This window comes from Herbidospora daliensis (assembly GCF_001570585.1).
In the GTDB taxonomy this organism is placed as follows: domain Bacteria; phylum Actinomycetota; class Actinomycetes; order Streptosporangiales; family Streptosporangiaceae; genus Herbidospora; species Herbidospora daliensis.
The window spans coordinates 1,017,587-1,038,994 of the sequence record NZ_BBXF01000005.1; the positions used below are offsets into that span (position 1 = coordinate 1,017,587).

Consider the following 21,408-nt stretch of genomic DNA (forward strand, 5'->3'; position numbering starts at 1 on the left):
TCACATGACCTTTTCTGTGGCGGCGCTGATCTCGGCCGCGACGTCGGCGGGGAGCGGCAGGCGGGGCGGCCGGCACGCGCCGCCGTTGAGGCCGGCCACGTCCATCGACAACTTGATCGCCTGCACGAATTCTACCCGCGCGTCCCATCTGAGCAGAGGGTGCAGATCGCGGTAGAGCGGCAGCGCCGTGGTCAGGTCGCCCTCGGCGGCGGCCCGGTAGAGGTCGACGCACTTGCGCGTCACCGAGTTGGGGAAGCCGGCGATCCACCCCTTCGCCCCGGCGGTGAGCAGCTCCAGCACCACGTCGTCGGAGCCCACGAGCAGGTCGAGCTCGGGCGCGAGCTCTCTGATCATGTACGCCCGCCGCACGTCACCGGTGAACTCCTTGACCGCCACGATCAGGCCCTCGCCGAAGAGCCGGGCCAGCAGCGCCGGGGTCAGGTCGACCTTGGTGTCGATCGGGTTGTTGTAGGCGACGATCGGCAACCCGGCCTTGGCGACGGTCCGGTAGTGCTCGAACACCGCGCCCTCGTCGGCCCGGTAGGCGTTGGGCGGCAGCAGCATGACGCTGGCGCACCCGGCGTCGCGGGCCTGTTCGGCCCAGCTCAGGGCCTCGCGGGAGCCGTAGGCGGCCACGCCGGGCATCACCCGCTCGCCGCCGACGGCCTCGACGGCGGTCCGGACCACCCGGGCCCGCTCGTCGGGCGTCAGGGTCTGGTATTCGCCCAGGGAGCCGTTGGGGACCACGCCGTCGCACCCCTCGTCGACGAGCCGCCGGCAGTGGGCGCCGAAGGCGTCGTAGTCGACGGTCAGGTCGCGGGTGAAGGGGAGCGCGGTGGCCACCATGATTCCGTGCCAAGGTCGGATCACGCGTTGTCCTCTCGATCGTGCAGGGTCAGGTCTGCGAGGGTGATCGGCTGGGCGAACGGCCGTTTCTGGGGGGCCGGCTCATGCCCGGTGAGCCTGGCGACGGCGTGGCCGCACATGCGGCCCTGGCACCAGCCCATTCCGGGCCGGGCCAGCAGCTTGAGGGTGCGGGGGTCGTGCGCGCCGAGGTCGCGGGCCTCGTCGATCGCGCGCAGGGTGACCTCCTCGCAGCGGCACACGACGGTGTCGGGCGTGAGCCAGTCACGCCAGCCGTCGCGGACCGGATAGGAGCGTTCGAGGGCCCGCGCGAAGCGGCGCAGCCGCGCCTTCTCGGCGAGCAGCCGGGGCGGCGGTTCCCCGACCAGGGAGTGGACGGCCAGCGCGCCCTCGACGACGGCGCTCGGCGCGCCCGCGACCCCGGTCACCTCTCCGGCGGCCAGCACGCCCTCGACGGAGGTGCGCTGCCGGTCGTCGGCGACGACGTGGTCGCCGCTGAGCTCACAGCCGAGCTGGAGGGCCAGGTCGACCTGCGGGGTGAAGCCGTAGCCGACCGCGACGGTGTCACAGTCGACGGTGCGCCAGGCGTAGGGCCGCCATTCGGGGGTGAGCCGGGCGACGGTGACGCCCTCGACGGAGTCCTTGCCGTGGGCGGCGACCACGGCGTGCCCGGTCCGGTACGGCACCCGCGCCGCCGCCAGCCGCCGGACGTAGGCCAGCGCCTCCGCGGCCTTCGACGGGTTGCGGGCCAGGGCGGCGGCCATCAGGGGCGAGGGCCGGTTGGCCTCCAGGACCTCCTTGACCCGCACCCCCGCCTCCAGCAGCGTGACCGCCACGGGCAGCAGGAACGGCCCGGTCCCGGCCACCACCATCTCGGCGCCGGGCCTGATCCGCTCCCCCTTGACCAGGGCCTGCGCGCCCCCGGCGGTCAGGACGCCGGGCAGGTCCCAGCCCGGGAACGGCAGCACCGTGTCGTGGGCGCCGGTCGCGATCAGCAGGGTGGCGGCGGTCGTGGTGGCGGACGCGTGGACCTGGAAGCCGCCCGGCGACTTCTCCACCGCCCACACCCGCTGCCCCAGCTTCACCTCGACGCCGGTCAGGCGGGGCTGCGCGGCCCCCCGGAGGAACTGGCCGCCGGTGCGGGCGTAGCCGTCGATCAGGGCGACGCGCAGCCCGCGCTTTGCCGCCACCCGGGCGGCGGTCAGCCCGGCGGGACCGGCCCCGACGACGGCGAGGTCGTAGCTCACGGGCCCACCTCGTCGCCCGCGCGCGCCACGGTCTGGCAGGCCCGCTGGTCGGGGACGCCGTTGACGGTGAGCAGGCAGTCGAAGCAGGCGCCGATGGCGCAGAAGAGGCCGCGCGGCCGGCCGCCGAACCGGGTGGTGCGCCACGACCGGATCCCGGCGGCGTGCAGGGCGGCCCCGATCGACTGGCCTTCCTCGGCGCTGATCGCACGGCCTTCGAAGCGGAACTCGATCACGCGAACCTCCCGGGGGCGAAGGGCGCCGGGTCGACCGGCGGCGTCCCGCCGGCGACCTGCGCGGTGATCATCTCGGCGGTGGCCGGAGCCAGGCCGATGCCCGCGCCCTCGTGCCCGCAGGCGTGGAAGAGGCCGCCGAGCCGGTGGTCGGGCCCGATGACCGGCAGGTGATCGGGCGAGTACGGCCGCAGCCCCGCGTAGGCCCGCATGACCTGCGCGTCCGCCAGCACCGGGAACAGCCCGACCGCCTGCCGGGCGAGTTTGGCCAGGACGGTGTAGTCGATGGCGGTGTCGTAGCCGACCCGCTGGCGGGAGGCCCCGATGAGCACGGTGCCCGCTTGGGTCGACTCGATGACGCCGGAGGTCTCCAGCCCCTCGGCGTCGCTGGCGACGTTGGTGACGTAGGCCGCCGTGTAGACCTTGTGCCGGACCGGCGGGACGGCGAACGGCTGGGTGACCAGGATGAACCCCTTGCGCGGCCGGATCGGCAGGGGCGCCTGCGCGAAGCTTCCGGCCCACGTTCCCGCGGCGTTGACGACGGCGTCGGCGTACAGGTCGCCCTGACCCGTGCGCACGCCGGTCACCCGGTCGCCGGAGACGAGAAAACGCTCCACGGCGGTCTGGACCAGGCGCGCGCCGGACGCCCTGAGCAGGCGGGCGGCGGCCAGCATGGGCTGCACCTGCGCGTCCTGCGGGTAGTGGACGCCCCCGGCGAGACCCTCGGCGAGGTGCGGCTCGAGGTCGCGGGGGTCGACCACGGCCGACTCGACCCCCTGCTGGCTCGCGGCGAAGGCCGTGAGGGCGTCGAGGACCTCCGGGGTCTCGGCAACGACCAGGCCGCCCTTGGCCTCCCACTCGAAGCCGCCGCACTCGGCGTCGAGCTCGCGCCAGAGCGTGTTGGACCGGAGGGCCAGCTCCAGTTCGGGTCCCGGTTCCTTGTCGGACACCAGGACGTTGCCCTCGCCGGCGCCGGTCGTGCCCGACGCCACTCCCCCGCGATCGACTACCGTTACTCGCACACCGGCACGGGTCAGGGCATAGGCGCACGAAGCGCCCACGATCCCGGCTCCGACCACGAGAACGTCCACGGTTTGTACCATGTCACATGACATATCGGCCCGCAAGAGGGACCGGCCCCCACCGCACCTAGCATTGACGCCGTGAAGCGTCTCTTCTCCTCCGTCTGGTCCCCCGCCGCCCGTGACATGCGGCTCTGGGCGCTGGCGGCGGTCGTGGTCAACGCGGGCATCACCGTCACGGGCGCGGCGGTGCGGCTCACGGGTTCGGGGCTCGGCTGCCCGACCTGGCCCCGGTGCACCGCCGACAGTTTCGTCCCGGTCCCCCATCCGGACCACTCGCCCATCAACACCGCGATCGAGTTCGGCAACCGCATGTTCAGCCTCCTGGTGCTGGCGGTCGCCATCGCGGTGTTCCTGGCCGCGTGGAGGCTGAAGCGGCGGTCGCTGATCCCGCTGGCGCTGGTCCAGCCGCTCGGCGTGGTGTTCCAGGCCCTCTGGGGCGGGCTGGTGGTCCGCACCGCGCTCAACCCGGTCACCGTGAGCGTGCACTTCCTGGTGTCGATCGGGATGATCGCGGCGGCGTACATGCTGTTCGCCCGGTCGGCCGAGGGCGACGGGCCGACGGTGCCGGTCGTGCATCCGTGGATCGTCGTGCTGGGCCGGGTGCTGACCGGGGCCATGCTGGTGCTGCTGGTCGCGGGCGTCGTCACGACGGGCACCGGCCCCCACTCCGGCGACGAGCGGGCCAGCCGGTTCGACTTCGACATCGAGATCGTGGCCCGCATCCACGCCGACGTCGTGTGGGTCGTCGTCGGGCTGACCTTCGCCCTGCTGTTCGCCCTCTACCTGACCAAGGCCCCCGAGCGGGCCCGGCAGGCCGCGCTGATCCTGTTCGGCGTGGAGATCGCGCAGGGGATCATCGGGTACGTCCAGTACTTCCTCGCCGTGCCCGCCCTGCTGGTCGGGTTCCACGTGCTGGGGGCGGCCCTCGTGTGGATCGCCACCCTCCACGTCGTCCACACGCTGCGGGAGCGCAGCGAGATCACCGAGTTCGCGAACCACGAGAGGGTCGCCCGCGTCTGACCCTTCGTGAAACGAGCCGTCTTCCGGGGCGCGGTCGCGGCCAGCCTGGCCGCCCTCGCCCCCATGACCTGGGCCTGGTTGTCGAGCGACGGCCTCCGCGTCGACACCAACGACCCCCGCTGGACCGCCGGGGTCCCGGCCGCGCCGGTCGCGCTGGTGCTGGGCGCGGGGGTGGTCGGCGACTGGCCGACCGCGATGTTGCGCGACCGCCTCGACATCGGCGTGGCGCTCTACCGGGCCGGGAAGGTCCGGGCGCTGCTGCTGTCGGGCACCAACCACGTCAAGGACTACGACGAGCCCACGGTCATGCGCGACTACCTGCTGGCCAAGGGGGTCCCGGCCGACGCCCTCGTGCTCGACTACGCGGGCCTGGACACCTGGGACTCCTGCGTCCGCGCCAAGAAGATCTTCGGCGCGTCGCGGGTGACCGTGGTCACCCAGACCTTCCACCTCCCCCGCGCGGTGACCTTGTGCCGCGAAGCCGGCCTGGCGACCTTCGGGGTCGGCGACGACTCCCAGCGCAAGTACGCGATGACGACCTACGTCTACGCCGCCCGCGAGTTCTTCGCGACCGGCAAGGCGTTCCTCGACTCGGTCGTGCTCAAGTCCGACCCCACGTTCCTGGGGCCCTACGAGACCTCGCTCGACACCGCGCTGGCGAAACGTTCATAGACCCACCTGCGCCGACGTCGCCGGCGGTGGTCAGGATTCCGGCCGCCGGTTTATGGTGCGCGTGACCTCGTGACCGCGGAAGCCCGCCACGCATCGCCGTGGCGGGCTTCGCGCGTCCTACCCGCAGGTGCCGGGCGTGACGATCGGCGTGCCGCCGCCGCTGAAGTTCGACAGGAAACCGATCGTGACCGTGCCGTTCGGCGGGATCGTGGTGTTCCACGACAACGGCCGGAACGTCAGCGTCGTGCCGCTCTGGGTGTGGGCGGCGTTCCAGGCCGAGGTGACCGTGGTGCCGAAGGCGACGGTCACGGTGGCCGTCCACGACGAGAGCGGGGTCGAGCCGGTGTTGCGGATGGTCACGCTGCCCTGGAAGCCGCCGCCCCAGGCGCTCGCGACACCGGCGGTGACGGTGCACTGGCCCGTGGGGGTGGGCGTCGGGCTGGGGCTGACCGGCGGGCACGACGGGGCCGGGGTGGGCGCGCCGGGCTGGCATCCGGCCGGGTACGACGGGCTGGGGCTGGGGGTGACCGGCGGGCACGACGGCGCGGGGGTGGGCGCGCCGGGCTGGCATCCCGGCGGGTACGAGGGGCTGGGCGTGGGGGTGGGGGTCGCGGTGCCGCCGAAGACCACGTCGGAGCAGCTGTAGAAGGTCTCGGCGCTGTCGCTGCGGGTCCAGACGGCGTAGATCACGTGGCGGCCGGTCCGGACCGGCAGGGTGGCGGTCCAGCGGTAGGCGCCGTTGTCGAGGGCGGGCTGCGGGTCGGCGGTGAAGAAGGGGTTCTCCTCCATCATCGACCAGGTCAGCTGCTGGGTCGGGTCGTAGCCCTGCTTGGTGACGTACAGGCGGAACGAGCCGGGGTGGGGCACCCAGGCGCCGTACACGAAGTTGTACCGGGCGCCCGAGGTCAGGTTGGTCGAGGGCCAGTCGGTCCGGGGCAGGTCGTAGGCGGCGTACTTGGTGTTGCCGCCGGAGCAGATCTGCCCGTCGGGGATGTAGCCCCGGGTGCGGCCGGCGCCGTCGGAGCGCAGCACGCCGTACCAGTCGTAGAGGGGCTGGGTGCCGCCCTGGGCGACGGCGGCGGCGCAGGCGGCGTTCTTCGGGATGATCTGGCCGCCGGTCAGGCCGTCGACGTAGCAGGCGTAGGTGCGGCTGGCCGGATTGGTGGTGGCGCCGTGGGCCTGCGCCGACGGCGATGCGACGACCATCGCCACGAGTGCCGCCACGGCGGCCACCACGGCGATCAGGGGTCGGGTCACAATGCGGTCCTCTCGATCGGGGGCATGCGTGGTACGCCCTCCGGAAAGACGGCCCACCCGGATGCGGGGGGCCCGATGACCTGCGTGACGATCCGGACGATGGCACCGGCCCGGCCGGGCCGTCGAGGAGACGGCCCGGCGAACGGCGCTGACCTGCGGATATCGCTGAACGTTTCAGCCGCAGTAGATGTCGGCGATGGTCGGGGTCTCTTTCGCGTCGCCCTTGAAGCCCGCCACCTCGGTCGCGCCGGGCTTGAGCACCTTGTTCCACTTCTCGGCGTGGATCATCACCGAGGGCCCGCTCTGCATCCAGGTGCCGTTCCACGACTGGTTGATCTTCGCCTCCAGCGGGACGTTCCACTGGACGTACCAGTCGTTGATCGGCACCGTGCCGGTGTTGGTGATCTTGGCCTCACCCTGGAAACCCCCAGGCCAGGTGGTGATCAGCTGCACGTCGGCGGTGCACTTGGCGGCCTCGATCGTGGGCGAGGGCGCGGGGTGGAAGTGCACCGGCTCGGCGGACACCCCCACGATCCGCCAGGCGACCAGGGCCGCCCCGACGACCAGCACGACGACGGCAAGGGCGGTGAGGGGGTTTCTCTTCAACGGGGGCCCTCCAGGCATGACGGATCGACGGATCGTCACGTGGGTCCGGGCCCGCCGGAATTGAAACACGGCCCCCGGCCGGAGCGCCAGGGGCCGTGCCTCACTCCGTGATCACTTCACGTCGGCCGCGGAGGACGACCAGTAGAGCGCCTTGGCCACCTGGGCGAACAGGCCCTTGGGGTGGTTGCGGAACATCGGCTCGGTGCCGAACAGGACCACGGCCGCGCCGCGTTCGTCCCGGCCGCTGACCACGGCCGCCTGGCCGCGGGCCGCCTCCTGGCCTCCCGTGCCGTTGGCGTTGGCCCGCCAGTGGCCGCTGACCAGCGGGCCGTCGGCCGCGTACGCCTGCTCGACGCGGACCTCCGGGCCGAGGGCGGTGAACCAGCGGGGCGAGTAGACGAACGAGTTCGCCGGGGCGTCGCCGCCGACCGGGCCGCCGGGCGAGGTCACCTTCACCACGCCGTTGGCGTCGCCGCGGCCCGCGACCGGGGTCAGGGTGAGCAGGCCGGCCGCGCCGTTGAAGGTCGCCCCGGTGGCGCCCCGGGTGACCACGCCGCCGGTCGTCAGGTAGGCGTCGAGCGCCGCCCTGGCCTCGGGGGTGAGCTGGGTGTAGCTGAGGCCGCTGGAGACGAACAGCACGTCGGTCGTGCTCCAGTCGAACCCGGCGTTCAGCACCGCCGTCGACACCGGCGTGACCTGGAAGCCCAGCTCACGCAGGGTGAACAGCTCGTCGGCCGAGACGGCGGCGGCGATCCGGACCTGGCCCAGCTTGGCACCGGCGGTGGTGGCCGCCTCGCCGAAGGAGACGCCGTGTTCACGGGCGACCGCCTCCGCCTGGCGGCGGGCCGAGGCGGGGATCACGGCGGTGCCGTCGGCCGCCCAGGTGACCGGGACGCCCTGGCCGAGCAGCGTGTTGACGGCCCGGATCTCGCGGCCGTCGGTGACCCGCAGCGACAACGAGCGGTGCGTCCTCGGCACCGAGCCGTCGAGGGCGGCCCGGTCGACGGGCTTCACGTCGGCCTTCAGCGAGCTCACCGAGTCGACCGTGGCGCCCCAGAGCAGGGCGTGGCTCCAGCCGGAGATGTCGTACATGGAGTCGACGCGCGGGGTGATGTCGGCGCCCGGCTCCAGCATCACGTTGGCGAGGCCGCGCTTGGGCTGGTGCATGTCGACGACGTAGGAGCCCTCGGCGTACCGCCTGCCGTTCGCCTGGAAGGCGCGCTTGGCCTTCCCGACCCGGACGTCGTTGGCGATCAGGTGGTCGACCAGGCGCGCGGCGGCGGTGGCCGAGCGCTGCCCGTCGCCCGCCGGGATCACGTAGGCGCGCGGGAAGGTGGTGGTGTAGACGTCCTCGGGACCGAAGCCGGGCACGATGCCGAGCGGCACCTGCTTGGCCGGCTCACCGGCGGCGCCCCGGCGGAACACCTCGATCTGGTCGGCGATCAGCTGGTCGTGGCGCTCCTGCACGAAGGTGTACGTCGCCCGCATCACCGCCGCCGCGATGTCGGTGTTGATGGCCGAGCGCCGCCGCAGCTCCTCGACCGGGAGGTTGTTGTAGTCGGCGTTGTTGACCCGCATCGGGAACTCGATGGTGTGCGAGGCCACCGCGCCCTGGAAGGGGGCGTACTGCGGGGTGAAGATCGGGGGCCAGTCGTCCCAGCCCTCGGCGTCGTCGCGGAACGGGATGGTCGGCGGGTTCACGCCGTCCTTCTCGGGCGTGAGGCCGAGGCCGAGCACCGCCTGCTCCATGGCCAGGCCGTTGGCGTAGGTGTTCTTGATGAACACGTCGTACTCGTAGTTGGCGCCGTGGGGCGGGGTCGTCGGCTCGATGAGGGTGCCGTTGACGTAGCCGTGCAGGTCGATCATGGCGACCGGCTGGGTGTCGATCATGACCTGGCGCATCGCCTGGACCTCGGGCTGCGAGGCGGTGATGAAGTCGCGGTTCATGTCGAAGCCGGCGCCGTTGGCCCGGGTGTTGCCGAAACGGCCGTCGGGGTTGGCGGTGACGTTGAAGTAGAGCCGGGTGCGGTTCAGCAGGTCGGCGATCTTCTTGTCGCGGCTGGTGGCGAGCTCCTCGATCACGCGCAGGGCGGCGTCGGTGCCCTCCCACTCGTTGCCGTGGATGTTGTTGTTGACGAAGACCGGCGCTTTGTATTTCCCGGGCAGCTTCCGGTCTCTGGCGGCCCCGGCGGGGTCGTTCTCGATCCGGTCGCGGATGGCGTCCTGCTCGCGGGCCTGGTGCTTGCTCTCGGGCGCGGTGACCGTCACGAGGTAGAGGTCGCGGCCCTGGTGGGACTGGGCGATGATCTCGACGCTGACGCGGTCGCTGCGCGACTGGAGGGCGTTCAGCCGGCCGGCGATGGCGTGGTAGGGCGTCAGGCCCAGCTTGAGGGAGGCGTCGGCCGGGTTCTCGGCGGGGACCGGCAGGCGGGTCTGGCGGGGGTAGCCGCGCTCCTTGTCCTTGAAGTCGCGGAAGAAGGGGAACTGCCTGAGCCGCTCGGCGGCGGCCGCGGGGGTCGTGTCGCCCGCCGGGGCGCGTAACGTGGCGGCGGCCGGATCGGCGACGCCGGCGGCCTCCTCGTTGCGCTCGGGACCGTTGCCGAAGTCGCGGGTGGTCACCCCGGGCGGCGGGGTCGGCTCGGCGGAGGCCGAACCCGTCGGGACGAGGAGCGTGGCCGCGACGGCGACGCTCAGAAGGGCGGTGGGGGCACGCAACAGAGAACCTCCGTGATCAGAGTGCGTGCCTCAATTCATAATGATCATTGGGGTATTTGCGCAAGATTTGTGAGGAAAGCTCTCTTCGTCGGAAGATTTCACGCCCAGGGCGGCGGCACGGCGACCCGCGGCGGCGGCACCGGGAACAGGCCCCGCGAATAGGCCATCAGGTCGGCCAGCGAGCGCTGGGTGGTGAGGAAGTCGTCTTCGGAGACCCCGCCGCGCACCGCCCGCTCGTGGAGCAGCCCGAGCTCGGTCGCGGCCAGCTGGTAGTCGCTCATCGCCTGCTGCCCGCGCCGCCCGCCGTGCTGGCGGGCCCACTTGCGGGCCTCACGCCGGTGCTTCAGCGACGAGAGCATGACGATGTCGGCGGAGGTGATCAGCCCGGTGCGCTCGTAGGGCGGCAGGTAGTGCTGGATCATGCCGACCACCCGCTTCCGGTCGCGCACGATGACCCAGAGCTCCACGAAGAGCAGCGCCATCAGGATCAGGTAGGCGACGATCAGCCCGTTGAAGCCGGCGAACGAGGCGAACCCGTTCCAGAGGCCGTGGAGGAACATCGCGCCGATCCAGCCGAAGACGACCATCCAGACGCCCCGCGCGCCCCGGTTCTGCGGCTGGGCGGCGTAGGCCACCGCGATCCCGATCAGCGAGGTGAACAGCGGGTGGGCCAGCGGCGAGAGCACCCCGCGCAGCACCACCGTGGCGGCCAGGCCCTCGGGGCCGTTCTCGGTCAGCGCCGCCAGGTAGTAGCTGACGTTCTCGGACATCGCGAAGCCCAGGCCCACCATGCTGGCGTAGATGATGCCGTCGGTCGGGCCGTCGAGCTCCTGCCGCCGGAAGCGCAGGAACCCCACCAGCACCAGGCCCTTCATCGACTCCTCGACCAGCGGGGCGCCGAAGGTGGCGACGTAGTTGCGGGCGCCCTCGGGGTCGCCCAGCGCGTTCTCGACGTAGATCAGGTTGAGCGAGTTGAGCAGGCCGGCGAACAGCACCGCGATGCCCGCGCCCCACATGAAGGCGAAGATCAGGTTGCTGCGCGGCTCGGGCTCCATGCGGTCGAGCGCCAGGACCCCCGCCAGCAGCAGCGGAACGGGCGCGATCGCCGCCGCCAGCGCGATGAAGAACTCGACCGGATCGCCGTTGAGGATGTCGAACGAGAACGACACGGTCGCGCAGATGCCCGCCACCACGAGCCCGATGATGAGCCCGAAGGACGGGCGCCCCCTCAACACCGATCGTGGATCACGGCTCGCCATTCCGTGAGCGTAACGGAACCTCGACGCGCTGTCCGCTCAGGCGATCAGGGAGTCGATCGCCACGGCCAGGAACAGCAGCGCCAGGTAGATGTTCGACCAGTGGAAGAACCGCATCGGGCGCAGGTCGACGCCGGTCTTGCCCGCCTTGAGGCGGTGACGCAGGGCGTACACCTCGAACAGGCAGGCGGCGCCCAGCACGGCCGCGACGGCGGGGTAGAACAGGGAGGTCCCGGCCACCGGCCAGAGCAGCAGCGAGCAGACCACGGTCGCCCACGTGTACCAGATGACCTGCTTCACGACCGTGGCCTCGGAGGCCACCGTCGGGAGCATCGGCACCTTCGCGGCGGCGTAGTCCTCGCGGTAGCGCATCGCCAGGGTCCAGGTGTGCGGCGGCGTCCAGAAGAACACCACGCCGAACAGCACGACCGGGGCCCACGACATGCCGCCGGTGATGCCGGCCCAGCCGATGAGCACGGGCATGCACCCGGCGATTCCGCCCCAGACGATGTTCTGCGACGTGCGCCGCTTCAGGAACATCGAATAGACCAGGACGTAGAAGAGGATCGCCCCCAAGGACAGGGCGGCGGCCAGCCAGTTGACGGTCAGGCCGAGGCCCAGCGTGGAAGCCGCGCCCAAAATCACGCCAAAAGTGAGCGCGCCCCTCGGGGACACCGTGTGGCGGGCCAGCGGGCGGCGCCGGGTGCGGCGCATCACCTCGTCGATGTCGCGGTCGATGTAGCAGTTCAGCGCGTTGGCGCTGCCCGCCGACAGGGTGCCGAACACCATGGTGTTGATCGCCAGCCACAGATCGGGAAGGCCCTTGGCGGCGAGGAACATGACCGGCAGCGTGGTGATCAGGAGCAGCTCGATGATCCGCGGCTTGGTCAGCGCCACATAGGCCCGGATGACCTCGCCGGCGCCGCGGCGAACCGCGGCGGGGGCCATCGCTTCGTTCTTCATGAGCACCGTCAAGGCGCTTCCAGCACGTGCGGGGTCAACGCGTAACCTCGGGATTAGAGCGGGATCTCCGGGCAAGCAGCCGGAACTAGGGAAATCACTGTAGTGGGACGGGCCCGTGGTCCCTGAATCGGGGCTGCTCACCCACCCCCTGATCGTTTGGGGGGTGCCTACCAGACGGTACGCATCCGCACCCGTTAGGGTCCCGTGTGGGCGGGAACGCCTGAACCGCGTGAGTGAAACAAGAGGGGATCGAGCGAGTGAGCAGTGCTGGTCTTGAGTGGAGCGACCTCGATCGGCAGGCCGTCGACGTGGTGCGCGCCCTGGCGATGGACGCTGTCGAGAAGGCGGGCTCGGGACACCCCGGTACGGCGATGAGCCTGGCCCCCGCCGCCTACCTGCTGTTCCAGAAGACGATGCGACACGACCCCACCGATTCCCACTGGGTGGGTCGTGACCGATTTGTACTGTCCTGTGGCCATTCGAGCCTGACACTGTACATCCAGCTGTACCTGTCCGGATACGGCCTGAGCCTCGACGACATCAAGGCCCTGCGCACCTGGGACAGCCTGACCCCCGGTCACCCCGAGCACGGCCACACGCTCGGCGTCGAGACCACCACCGGCCCGCTGGGCCAGGGCATCGGCAACGCCGTGGGCATGGCCATGGCCGCCCGCCGCGAGCGGGGCCTCTACGACCCCGACGCCGCCCCCGGCACCTCGCCCTTCGACCACCACATCTGGTGCGTGGCCTCCGAGGGCGACATCGAAGAGGGCATCAGCCACGAGGTCAGCGCCCTGGCCGGCCACCAGCGCCTGGGCAACCTGACCGTGGTCTTCGACTCCAACCACATCTCGATCGAGGACGACACCCAGATCGCCCTCTCCGAGGACGTGGTGGCCCGCTACGCCGCCTACGGCTGGCACACCCAGACCGTCGACTGGACCCAGACCGGCGACTACGTGGAGGACGTCGCCGCCCTCCACGCCGCTCTGGAGGCCGCCCGCGCCGAGACCGACCGGCCCTCGTTCATCCGGCTGCGCACGATCATCGGCTGGCCGGCCCCGAACAAGCAGAACACCGGCAAGATCCACGGCTCGGCGCTGGGCGCCGACGAGATCGCCGCCACCAAGAAGGTCCTCGGCATGGACCCGAACGAGTCGTTCGTCGTGCCCGAGGCCGTGCTGGAGCACGCCCGCGGCGTCGTCGAGCGCGGCCGGGCCGCCCACGCCGAATGGGACAAGGGCTACCAGGAGTGGCGCGCCGCCAACCCCGAGCGGGCCGCCCTGCTCGACCGCCTGAGCGCCAAGGAACTGCCCATCGGCTGGACCGAGGCGCTGCCGACCTTCGAGGCCGGCGGTTCGATGGCCACCCGCAAGGCGTCGGGCGAGGTGCTGAGCGCCCTGGCGCCGGTGCTGCCCGAGCTGTGGGGCGGTTCGGCCGACCTGGCCGAGTCGAACAACACCACGATGAAGGGCGAGCCGTCGTTCATCCCCGAGGAGTTCCAGACCAAGGAGTTCCCCGGCGGGCCCTACGGCCGCACCCTCCACTTCGGCATCCGCGAGCACGGCATGGGCGCGATCCTCAACGGCATCGCCCTGCACGGCGGCACCCGCCCCTACGGCGGCACCTTCCTGGTCTTCAGCGACTACATGCGCCCCGCGGTGCGCCTGGCCGCGCTGATGAAGCTGCCGGTCACCTACGTCTGGACGCACGACTCCATCGGCCTCGGCGAAGACGGCCCGACCCACCAGCCGGTCGAGCACCTGTGGGCGCTGCGCGCCATCCCGGGCCTCGACGTCGTCCGCCCGGCCGACGCCAACGAGACCGCCGCCGTCTGGCGCATCATCATGGAGCACAACGACCGTCCCGCCGCGCTCGCGCTGACCAGGCAGAACCTGCCGGTCTACGCCGGCACCGCCGACGCGAGCAAGGTCGCCAAGGGCGGCTACGTGCTTGAAGACGCCTCGAACGGGCAGCCGAAGGTGGTCATCATCGGCACCGGCTCCGAGGTCGAGATCGCTCTCGGCGCCCGCAAGAGCCTGGAGGAGCAGGGCATCCCGACGCGCGTCGTCTCGATGCCGTGCGTCGAGTGGTTCCACGCGCAGGACGCCGCCTACCGGCAGGAGGTCCTGCCACCGAATGTTCACGCGAGGGTCGCCGTGGAGGCGGGAATCGCGCTGGGCTGGCGTGAGTTCGTAGGAGACGATGGCGTCGTGGTGGGCCTGGAGCACTTCGGCGCCTCGGCCCCCTACAAGACCCTCTACGAGCAGTTCGGCCTCACGGCGGAGCGCGTGGCCGCGGCGGCGAAGGCCTCGCTCGCCAAGACCGGCGCCGACAAGGGCGAGACGACGGGAAACTGAATATGAGTGAGAACCTCTCCAAGCTGACCAAGTTCGGCGTGTCGATCTGGCTCGACGACATCAGCCGCGAGCGTCTGCGCACCGGCAACCTCGCGGCGCTGATCCGCGAGAAGAACGTGACCGGTGTCACGTCCAACCCGACGATCTTCGCGTCCGCGCTGAGCAAGGGCGACGCCTACGACACCCAGCTCCACGACCTGGCGGTCCGCAAGGTCTCGGTCGACGAGGCCGTGCGCGCGATCACCACGTTCGACATCCGCTGGGCCGCCGACGTGCTGCGCCCGGTCTTCGACGCCACCTCCGGCGTCGACGGCCGCGTGTCGATCGAGGTCGACCCCCGCCTGGCCCGCGAGACCGAGGCGACCATCGCCGAGGCCCGCGCCCTGTGGTGGCTCGTCGACCGCGAGAACCTGTTCATCAAGATCCCGGCGACCGTCGAGGGCCTGCCCGCGATCACCGCGGCCATCGCCGAGGGCATCAGCGTCAACGTCACGCTGATCTTCTCCCTCGAGCGCTACCGCGCGGTCATGGACGCCTGGCTCGACGGCCTGGAGCAGGCCAAGGCCAAGGGCCTCGACCTGTCCAAGATCGAGTCGGTGGCGTCGTTCTTCGTCAGCCGTGTCGACTCCGAGATCGACGCCCGGCTCGACAAGATCGGCACTCCCGAGGCGCTGGAGCTCAAGGGCAAGGCCGCCGTCGCCAACGCGCGCCTGGCGTACGCCGCCTTCGAGGAGATCGTCAACACCCCGCGCTGGCAGGAGCTTCGCGCGGCCGGGGCGCGTCCCCAGCGCCCGCTGTGGGCCTCCACGGGCACCAAGAGCCCCGACTACCCCGACACCCTCTACGTCGACGAGCTCGTCACCGCCGGCACCGTCAACACGATGCCGGAGAAGACGCTGAACGCCGTGGCCGACCACGGCCGTATCTCGGGCGACACGATCCGCCCGTTCTACGAGGCCGCCTGGAACGCCATGGCCGCCCTGAAGAACGTCGGCATCGACTACGACGACGTCGTGAAGGCGCTCGAGGACGAAGGCGTCGACAAGTTCGCCGTCTCGTGGAACGAACTGCTGGAGACCGTCACCACCGAGCTGGGGAAGGCCCGATAACTCATGGCGGTAGAGGTGACCCTGGGTCCCGTGGCCGAAGCCGCGGCGGCCGTCAAGGACAAGCTGGTCGCCGAGGGCGTGCCGGCCGCGCTCGCGGCGGGCGACTCGACCCTCTGGGGGCCCGAGGCGCAGACCGAGGCGGCGATCCGCCTCGGCTGGCTGACCCTGCCCACCACCAGCCGGGAGCTGCTTCCCGAGCTGACCAAACTGGTGGAGCGGGTGCGGGCCGAAGGGCTCGACCACGTCGTGCTGGCCGGCATGGGCGGCTCGTCGCTGGCGCCGGAGGTCATCTGCGCGACCGAGGACGTGCCGCTGACCGTGCTCGACACCACCGACCCCGGCCAGGTGCTGCGCGCCCTGGGCGACCGGCTGGAGAACACGGTCGTGGTGGTCGCGTCGAAGAGCGGCGGCACCGTCGAGACCGACAGCCACCGCCGGATCTACGAGAAGGCCTTCCGTGACGCCGGCATCGACCCGGCCGAGCGGATCGTCGTCGTGACCGACCCGGGTTCACCTCTCGAGAAGTCCGCCACCGAGGCGGGTTACCAGGTCTTCCTGGCCGACCCGAACGTCGGCGGGCGCTACAGCGCGCTCAGCGCGTTCGGCCTGGTGCCGAGCGCGCTGGCCGGCGCCGACGTCGGCAGGCTGCTCGACGACGCCGCCGAGATCGCCGCGCTGCTGGGCCAGAACGAGGGCAACCCGGGTCTCGACCTGGGCGCCCTGCTGGGGGCCCAGGCGCTGGGCGGGCGCGACAAGCTCATCCTGCGCGACGCGCTGACCGACATCGCCGGGCTGCCCGACTGGATCGAGCAGCTCATCGCCGAGTCGACCGGCAAGTCCGGCAAGGGCATCCTGCCCGTCGTCGGCGCCGACTCGGCCGAGGGCCACGACCAGTTCGCGGTCGACATCGGCCCCGAGGGCGACGTCCGCGTCGACGGCCCGCTGGGCGCGCAGTTCCTGGTCTGGGAGTACGCCACCGCGATCGCCGGCCGGGTGCTCGAGATCGACCCCTTCAACCAGCCCAACGTGGCCGAGTCGAAGGAGAACACCAGCAAGATCCTCTCGTCCGCCCCGCAGGTCGGCGCCCCGGCGCTGGTCGACGGCCCGGTCGAGATCTACGGCGAGGTCGGCGACTCGCGCAACCTGGCCGACGTGCTGACCCTGCTGCTGCGGGAGATCCCCTCCGACGGCTACCTGGCGATCATGGCCTACCTCGACCGCGAGGCCGCCTTCGACGCCGCGGTGCTCGGCGGGGCCGACTTCGAGCAGACCACCGAGGCGTGGGCCAGGGCCGACGTCGCGACGCTGCGCAACCTGCTCGACTACCGCACCGAGCGGGCCGTCACCTTCGGGTGGGGCCCGCGCTTCCTGCACTCGACCGGCCAGTACCACAAGGGCGGCCCGCAGGTCGGCGTGTTCCTGCAGATCACCGGCGCCAATGGCGACGACGTGGAGGTCCCGGGCAAGCCCTACGGCCTGGCCGAGCTCCAGTTCGCGCAGGCGCTGGGCGACCTGGGGGCGCTCCAGTCCCGGGGTCGTCCGACCGTGCGGCTCCACCTCACCGACCGGCGGGCGGGCGTCGCCCATCTGCTGGCGGTGGCGGAGGAGCTCTGACCCGATGAGAGCGCATGAGATCAAAACGGAGCCGTCGTACAGGAGGGCGCCGAATGATGTCTGACAACGAGCCCGCCGCGCTCGCGGAGGAGACGCAGGTCGCCACCGCGGCCGTCGCGGCGGTGGCGACCAACGAGGAGACCATCGCCGCCAACCCGCTGCGCGACCCCAGAGACAAGCGGCTGCCCCGGGTGGCGGGGCCGTGCGTCCTGGTGCTGTTCGGCGTGACCGGCGACCTGGCCAAGCGCAAGCTGCTGCCGGCGATCTACGACCTGGGCAACCGCGGCCTGCTGCCGCCGGGCTTCTCCCTGGTCGGCTTCGCCCGCCGCGACTGGGCGCACGAGGACTTCGCCGCCGTCACCTACGACGCGGTCAAGGAGCACGCCCGGACCCCGTTCCGTGAGGAGGTCTGGAAGCAGATCTCCGAGGGCATCCACTTCTGCCCCGGCGAGTTCCACGACGACGGCGCGTTCGACTGCCTGGCGATGATGCTGAAGGAGATCGACGAGACCCGGGGCACGGGCGGCAACTACGCCTTCTACCTGTCGGTCCCGCCGAAGTTCTTCCCGACCGTCGTCGAGCAGCTCAAGCGCACCGGCCTGGCGCAGCACCCCGACGGGTCGTGGCGCCGCGTGGTGATCGAGAAGCCGTTCGGCCACGACCTGGCCAGCGCGCAGGACCTCAACCGGATCACCAGCGCGGTCTTCCCGGAGAGCTCGGTCTTCCGGATCGACCACTACCTGGGCAAGGAGACGGTCCAGAACATCCTGGCCCTGCGCTTCGCCAACAACCTCTACGAGCCCATCTGGAACCGCAGCTTCGTCGACCACGTGCAGATCACGATGGCCGAGGACATCGGCATCGGTTCGCGGGCGGGCTACTACGACGGCATCGGCGCGGCCCGCGACGTCATCCAGAACCACCTGCTCCAGCTCCTGGCGCTGGTCGCGATGGAGGACCCGACGTCCTTCGACGCCAACTCGCTGCGCCGCGAGAAGGAGAAGGTCCTCAAGGCGGTCAGGCTGCCCGACGACCTGGCGACCGGCGCGATCCGGGGCCAGTACACCGCGGGCTGGCAGGGTGGTGACAAGGTCATCGGCTACCTCGAGGAAGACGGCATCCCGAAGGACTCGCTGACCGACACCTACGCCGCCATCAAGCTCGAGGTGGCCAACCGGCGCTGGGCCGGGGTGCCGTTCTACCTGCGCGCGGGCAAGCGCCTGGGCCGCCGGGTGACCGAGGTCGCCGTGGTGTTCCAGCGGGCGCCGCACCTGCCGTTCAGCAAGGACGACACCGAGATCCTGGGCCAGAACGCCCTGGTGATCCGCGTCCAGCCCGACGAGGGCATCACGGTGCGGTTCGGGTCGAAGGTGCCCGGCACGGCCATGGAGGTCCGCGACGTGTCCATGGACTTCGCCTACGGCGAGTCGTTCATGGAGAGCAGCCCGGAGGCGTACGAGCGGCTGCTGCTCGACGTGCTGATCGGCGACCCGCCGCTGTTCCCGCACCAGCGGGAGGTGGAGCTGTCGTGGCAGATCCTCGACCCGATCGAGGAGTACTGGGCCACCCACGGCCGTCCCGAGGGCTACCCGGCCGGCACGTGGGGTCCCGCGGGCGCCGACGAGATGCTCGCCCGCGACGGGCGTGTCTGGAGGCGGCTGTGACCAGTTTCAACCTGACCGCGACCACCGCCTCGAAGATCAGCTCGGCGCTGACCAAGCTGCGCCACCAGATGGGGGCCCCGGCCGTCGGCATGGTGCTCACGCTGGTGGTGGTCTCCGACGAGGCCGGCCAGTACGACGCGGTGCGCGCGGCCACCGACGCGGCGCGCGAGCACCCGTCGAGGATCCTCGTGGTGATCCGGCGCGACGCCCGGGAGGCCGACCGGCTCGACGCGGAACTGCGCGTCGGCGAGTCGTCGCCCGGCGAGGTCGTCATCCTGCGCCTCTACGGCGAGCTGACCAAGCACGCCGACTCGGTGCTCAGCCCGCTGCTGCTGACCGACACCCCGGTGGTGGTCTGGTGGCCGGCCGACGGGCCGTCCGCGCCGGCGAAGGACCCGATCGGGCACCTCGCCACGCGGCGGATCGTCGACGCCCGCACCGCCCACGACGGCGCCAAGGTCATCCGGTCGCGCTGGGAGGGGTACGTCCCGGGCGACACCGACCTGGCCTGGACCCGTCTGACGCCGTGGCGTTCGCTTCTGGCGGCGGCGTTCGACCTCCCGGTCGGCCCGGTCACCGGCGGCGTCGTCGAGGCGACGGCCGGGCACCCGAGTGCCTGCCTGCTGGCGTCGTGGTTGTCCGACAAGCTCGGCACCGACATCGCCGTCGGCGAGTCGCAGGGGCCGGGCCTGACGTCCGTGCGGCTGACGCTGGCCAAGGGCGGCGAGCTGTCGCTGGTGCGCGGCGACGCGCGGCTGGCGACCCTGTCGCGGCCGGGGCAGCCTGACCGCAACGTCGCGCTGGCCCGCCGCACCGAGTCGGAGCTGCTGGCCGAGGAGCTGCGGCGGCTCGACCCCGACGAGATCTACGCGGGCGCGCTGAAGCATCTCGCCGGACAATAAGATCGTCGACCGCCCGTCTCCCCTTCGGGAGACGGGCGGTTTCTCTTTTATCGGAGGTACGTCATGAGCGCAGTCCCCTTCGTCGTGGTCCACCGGGACCCGGGCGTCCTGGCCCAGGCCGTGGCCGCCCGGCTGATCACCCGGCTGGCCGACGTGCAGGCGGAACGGGGGACGGCCTCGGTCGTGCTGACCGGCGGGACGATCGGCATCGCCTCTCTGGCCGCCGTGGCCGCCTCCCCGGCCCGCGACGCGGTCGACTGGAGCGCCGTGGACGTCTGGTGGGGCGACGAGCGGTTCGTCCCGGCCGGCTCCCCCGACCGCAACGTGAAGCAGGCCCGCGAGGCCCTGCTCGACGTGCTCGACCTCGACCCGGCGCGGGTGCACCCGATGCCCGCCTCGGACACCGGCCTGTCGGCCGAGGAGGCCGCCGACCGCTACGCGGCGGCGCTGGGCTCCGGGGTGGCGTTCGACGTGCTGATGCTGGGCATGGGCCCCGACTCCCACGTGGCCTCGCTGTTCCCGGAACACCCCGCCCTGCACGTGGACGACCGGCAGGTCGTGGCCGTGCACGACTCCCCCAAGCCGCCGCCCACGCGGGTGTCGCTGACCTTCCCGGCCATCCAGGCGGCCCGCGAGGTGTGGGTGATCGCCTCAGGCGCGGAGAAGGCGGCCGCGGTGCGGGTCGGCCTGACGTGCGACCAGCTCTCGGCCCCGGCGGCGGGCGCCCGGGGGCGGGAGCGCACGCTGTTCCTGATCGACCGGGCGGCCTCGGCCGAGATCCCCGGGTAAAGCCGGGTTTTACGCGGGCGCTGCCGCCGCTTGGCCGGGCCCGGAGCCCGGCCTTGCGGGCAGACGGCCCCTCCCGGCGCCTCCTGGCCCGGCCTTGCCCCGCCTTTACCGGCCCGCCCCGGAGGCCCCGAACCCCTCTGTGACCTGGGGATAGTGTCGAAAGTATGTCGATCGACCTGTCCGAGGACACCATCACCAAAGAGGTGCAGAGCACCTTCGACGGATGCCGCGACCAGCGCACCCGCGAGTTGTTCGTCGAGCTGGTCCGGCACCTGCACGACTTCGCCCGCGAGACGCGCCTCACCGGCGACGAGTGGTTCACCGCGATGGACTTCCTGGCCCGCGTCGGCGCGGTCACCACGCCCGCGCGCCAGGAGTACGTCCTGCTGTCGGACATCCTCGGGCTGAGCGTCCTGGTCGACCTGATCAACGAGCACCACGGGCCGCACGCCACCGACGGCACCCTGCTCGGCCCCTTCTTCGTCGAGGGGCGGCCGAGCGCGGCCAACGGCTCCGACATCTCCGGCGGGGTGCCGGGCACGCCGATGTTCGTCACCGGCCGGGTCGTCGGCCCTGATGGGGAGCCCGTCGCGGGTGTGAGGGTCGACACCTGGCACAGCGACGGCGAGGGGCACTACGACGTCCAGCAGGAGGAGCGGCTGCACGGCCGCCCGGCCATGCGCGCGCTGCTGACCACCGACGACGACGGCCGCTTCTGGTACCGGTCGATCGCGCCGCGCTTCTACCCGGTGCCGGTCGACGGGCCGTGCGGGGAGATCATGCGCGCCGCCGACCGCTCGCCCATGCGGCCGGAGCACGTCCACTTCCGGCTGCACGCCGACGGCTACCAGCCGCTGATCACCATGTTGTTCCGCCGCGACGACGACTACCTCGAACACGACGCCGTCTTCGCGGTGAAGCGGTCGCTGGTGGCCGACTTCGTCCGGCACGAATCCGGCACCGCCCCCGACGGCACCGAGGTGGGCGAGCCGTTCGAGACGCTCGACTGGACGTTCACGCTCAGCAGGAGCCGGCCGCCGGAGAGGAGGGCGTGA

Annotated in this window: 18 protein-coding genes; 9 read left to right on the forward strand and 9 right to left on the reverse strand. The window is 71.7% G+C overall.

Features of this window, described 5'->3' with window-relative positions:
- Genes AW274_RS27965 through AW274_RS27980 form a run of 4 tightly spaced genes read right to left on the reverse strand, consistent with a single transcriptional unit; the run spans position 1 to position 3,432 of the window.
- On the reverse strand, positions 1-870 hold the full coding sequence (locus tag AW274_RS27965; RefSeq protein WP_232320415.1) for a dihydrodipicolinate synthase family protein: 870 nt from the start codon (positions 868-870) through the stop codon (positions 1-3).
- Positions 867-2,111 carry an NAD(P)/FAD-dependent oxidoreductase gene (locus AW274_RS42195; RefSeq protein WP_063813617.1) on the reverse strand — a complete coding sequence of 415 codons (1,245 nt, stop codon included), beginning with the start codon at positions 2,109-2,111 and terminating at the stop codon, positions 867-869. Before AW274_RS42195 ends, AW274_RS27965 begins: the two co-directional genes overlap by 4 nt.
- Positions 2,108-2,344 carry a (2Fe-2S)-binding protein gene (locus AW274_RS27975; RefSeq protein WP_062437726.1) on the reverse strand — a complete coding sequence of 79 codons (237 nt, stop codon included), beginning with the start codon at positions 2,342-2,344 and terminating at the stop codon, positions 2,108-2,110. Before AW274_RS27975 ends, AW274_RS42195 begins: the two co-directional genes overlap by 4 nt.
- Complete coding sequence (locus AW274_RS27980; protein ID WP_232320417.1) at positions 2,341-3,432, reverse strand: NAD(P)/FAD-dependent oxidoreductase; 1,092 nt, start codon at positions 3,430-3,432, stop codon at positions 2,341-2,343. The genes AW274_RS27975 and AW274_RS27980 overlap by 4 nt, the downstream gene beginning before the upstream one ends.
- 72 nt (positions 3,433-3,504) lie before the next feature.
- Between AW274_RS27980 and AW274_RS27985 the strand changes: the two genes are divergently transcribed.
- Both AW274_RS27985 and AW274_RS27990 read left to right on the forward strand, forming a co-directional pair.
- Positions 3,505-4,446, forward strand: coding sequence for a COX15/CtaA family protein (locus AW274_RS27985; protein WP_232320419.1), 942 nt, complete (start codon positions 3,505-3,507; stop codon positions 4,444-4,446).
- A gap of 6 nt (positions 4,447-4,452) precedes the next feature.
- Positions 4,453-5,118 carry a SanA/YdcF family protein gene (locus tag AW274_RS27990; RefSeq protein ID WP_062437732.1) on the forward strand — a complete coding sequence of 222 codons (666 nt, stop codon included), beginning with the start codon at positions 4,453-4,455 and terminating at the stop codon, positions 5,116-5,118.
- A 117-nt stretch (positions 5,119-5,235) separates the two neighbouring features.
- Here AW274_RS27990 and AW274_RS42725 read toward each other — a convergent pair whose 3' ends face one another.
- From AW274_RS42725 to AW274_RS28015, 5 genes are all read right to left on the reverse strand, one after another.
- The gene (locus tag AW274_RS42725) at positions 5,236-6,375 is read right to left on the reverse strand and encodes a lytic polysaccharide monooxygenase (RefSeq protein WP_063813619.1); all 1,140 of its coding nucleotides are present in this window, start codon (positions 6,373-6,375) and stop codon (positions 5,236-5,238) included.
- A gap of 174 nt (positions 6,376-6,549) precedes the next feature.
- Positions 6,550-6,981, reverse strand: coding sequence for a cellulose binding domain-containing protein (locus tag AW274_RS28000; RefSeq protein WP_062437734.1), 432 nt, complete (start codon positions 6,979-6,981; stop codon positions 6,550-6,552).
- Between the two features lie 111 nt (positions 6,982-7,092).
- Positions 7,093-9,696: a M14 family zinc carboxypeptidase gene (locus tag AW274_RS28005; protein WP_083974889.1), complete on the reverse strand. Its 2,604-nt coding sequence runs from the start codon at positions 9,694-9,696 to the stop codon at positions 7,093-7,095.
- Between the two features lie 98 nt (positions 9,697-9,794).
- Positions 9,795-10,931 (reverse strand): PrsW family intramembrane metalloprotease, encoded by a 1,137-nt coding sequence (locus AW274_RS28010; RefSeq protein WP_232320421.1) that lies wholly within the window; start codon positions 10,929-10,931, stop codon positions 9,795-9,797.
- A 60-nt stretch (positions 10,932-10,991) separates the two neighbouring features.
- Positions 10,992-11,915 (reverse strand): heme o synthase, encoded by a 924-nt coding sequence (locus tag AW274_RS28015; protein ID WP_062340442.1) that lies wholly within the window; start codon positions 11,913-11,915, stop codon positions 10,992-10,994.
- Between the two features lie 257 nt (positions 11,916-12,172).
- On the opposite strand from AW274_RS28015, the gene tkt reads away from it, so the two are divergent.
- From tkt to AW274_RS28050, 7 genes are all read left to right on the forward strand, one after another.
- The gene (tkt, locus tag AW274_RS28020; protein WP_062437742.1) at positions 12,173-14,275 is read left to right on the forward strand and encodes a transketolase; all 2,103 of its coding nucleotides are present in this window, start codon (positions 12,173-12,175) and stop codon (positions 14,273-14,275) included.
- A 2-nt stretch (positions 14,276-14,277) separates the two neighbouring features.
- Positions 14,278-15,384, forward strand: a complete 1,107-nt coding sequence (tal, locus tag AW274_RS28025) for a transaldolase (RefSeq protein ID WP_062437745.1) — start codon at positions 14,278-14,280, stop codon at positions 15,382-15,384.
- 3 nt (positions 15,385-15,387) lie between these two features.
- The gene (locus AW274_RS28030; RefSeq protein WP_062437747.1) at positions 15,388-16,998 is read left to right on the forward strand and encodes a phosphoglucose isomerase-related protein; all 1,611 of its coding nucleotides are present in this window, start codon (positions 15,388-15,390) and stop codon (positions 16,996-16,998) included.
- A 53-nt stretch (positions 16,999-17,051) separates the two neighbouring features.
- On the forward strand, positions 17,052-18,662 hold the full coding sequence (gene zwf, locus AW274_RS28035) for a glucose-6-phosphate dehydrogenase (protein ID WP_232320423.1): 1,611 nt from the start codon (positions 17,052-17,054) through the stop codon (positions 18,660-18,662).
- On the forward strand, positions 18,659-19,564 hold the full coding sequence (locus AW274_RS28040; RefSeq protein ID WP_062437750.1) for a glucose-6-phosphate dehydrogenase assembly protein OpcA: 906 nt from the start codon (positions 18,659-18,661) through the stop codon (positions 19,562-19,564). Before zwf ends, AW274_RS28040 begins: the two co-directional genes overlap by 4 nt.
- A 63-nt stretch (positions 19,565-19,627) precedes the next feature.
- Positions 19,628-20,353: a 6-phosphogluconolactonase gene (gene pgl / locus AW274_RS28045; RefSeq protein ID WP_062437753.1), complete on the forward strand. Its 726-nt coding sequence runs from the start codon at positions 19,628-19,630 to the stop codon at positions 20,351-20,353.
- A 164-nt stretch (positions 20,354-20,517) separates the two neighbouring features.
- Positions 20,518-21,408, forward strand: a complete 891-nt coding sequence (locus AW274_RS28050) for a dioxygenase family protein (protein ID WP_062437755.1) — start codon at positions 20,518-20,520, stop codon at positions 21,406-21,408.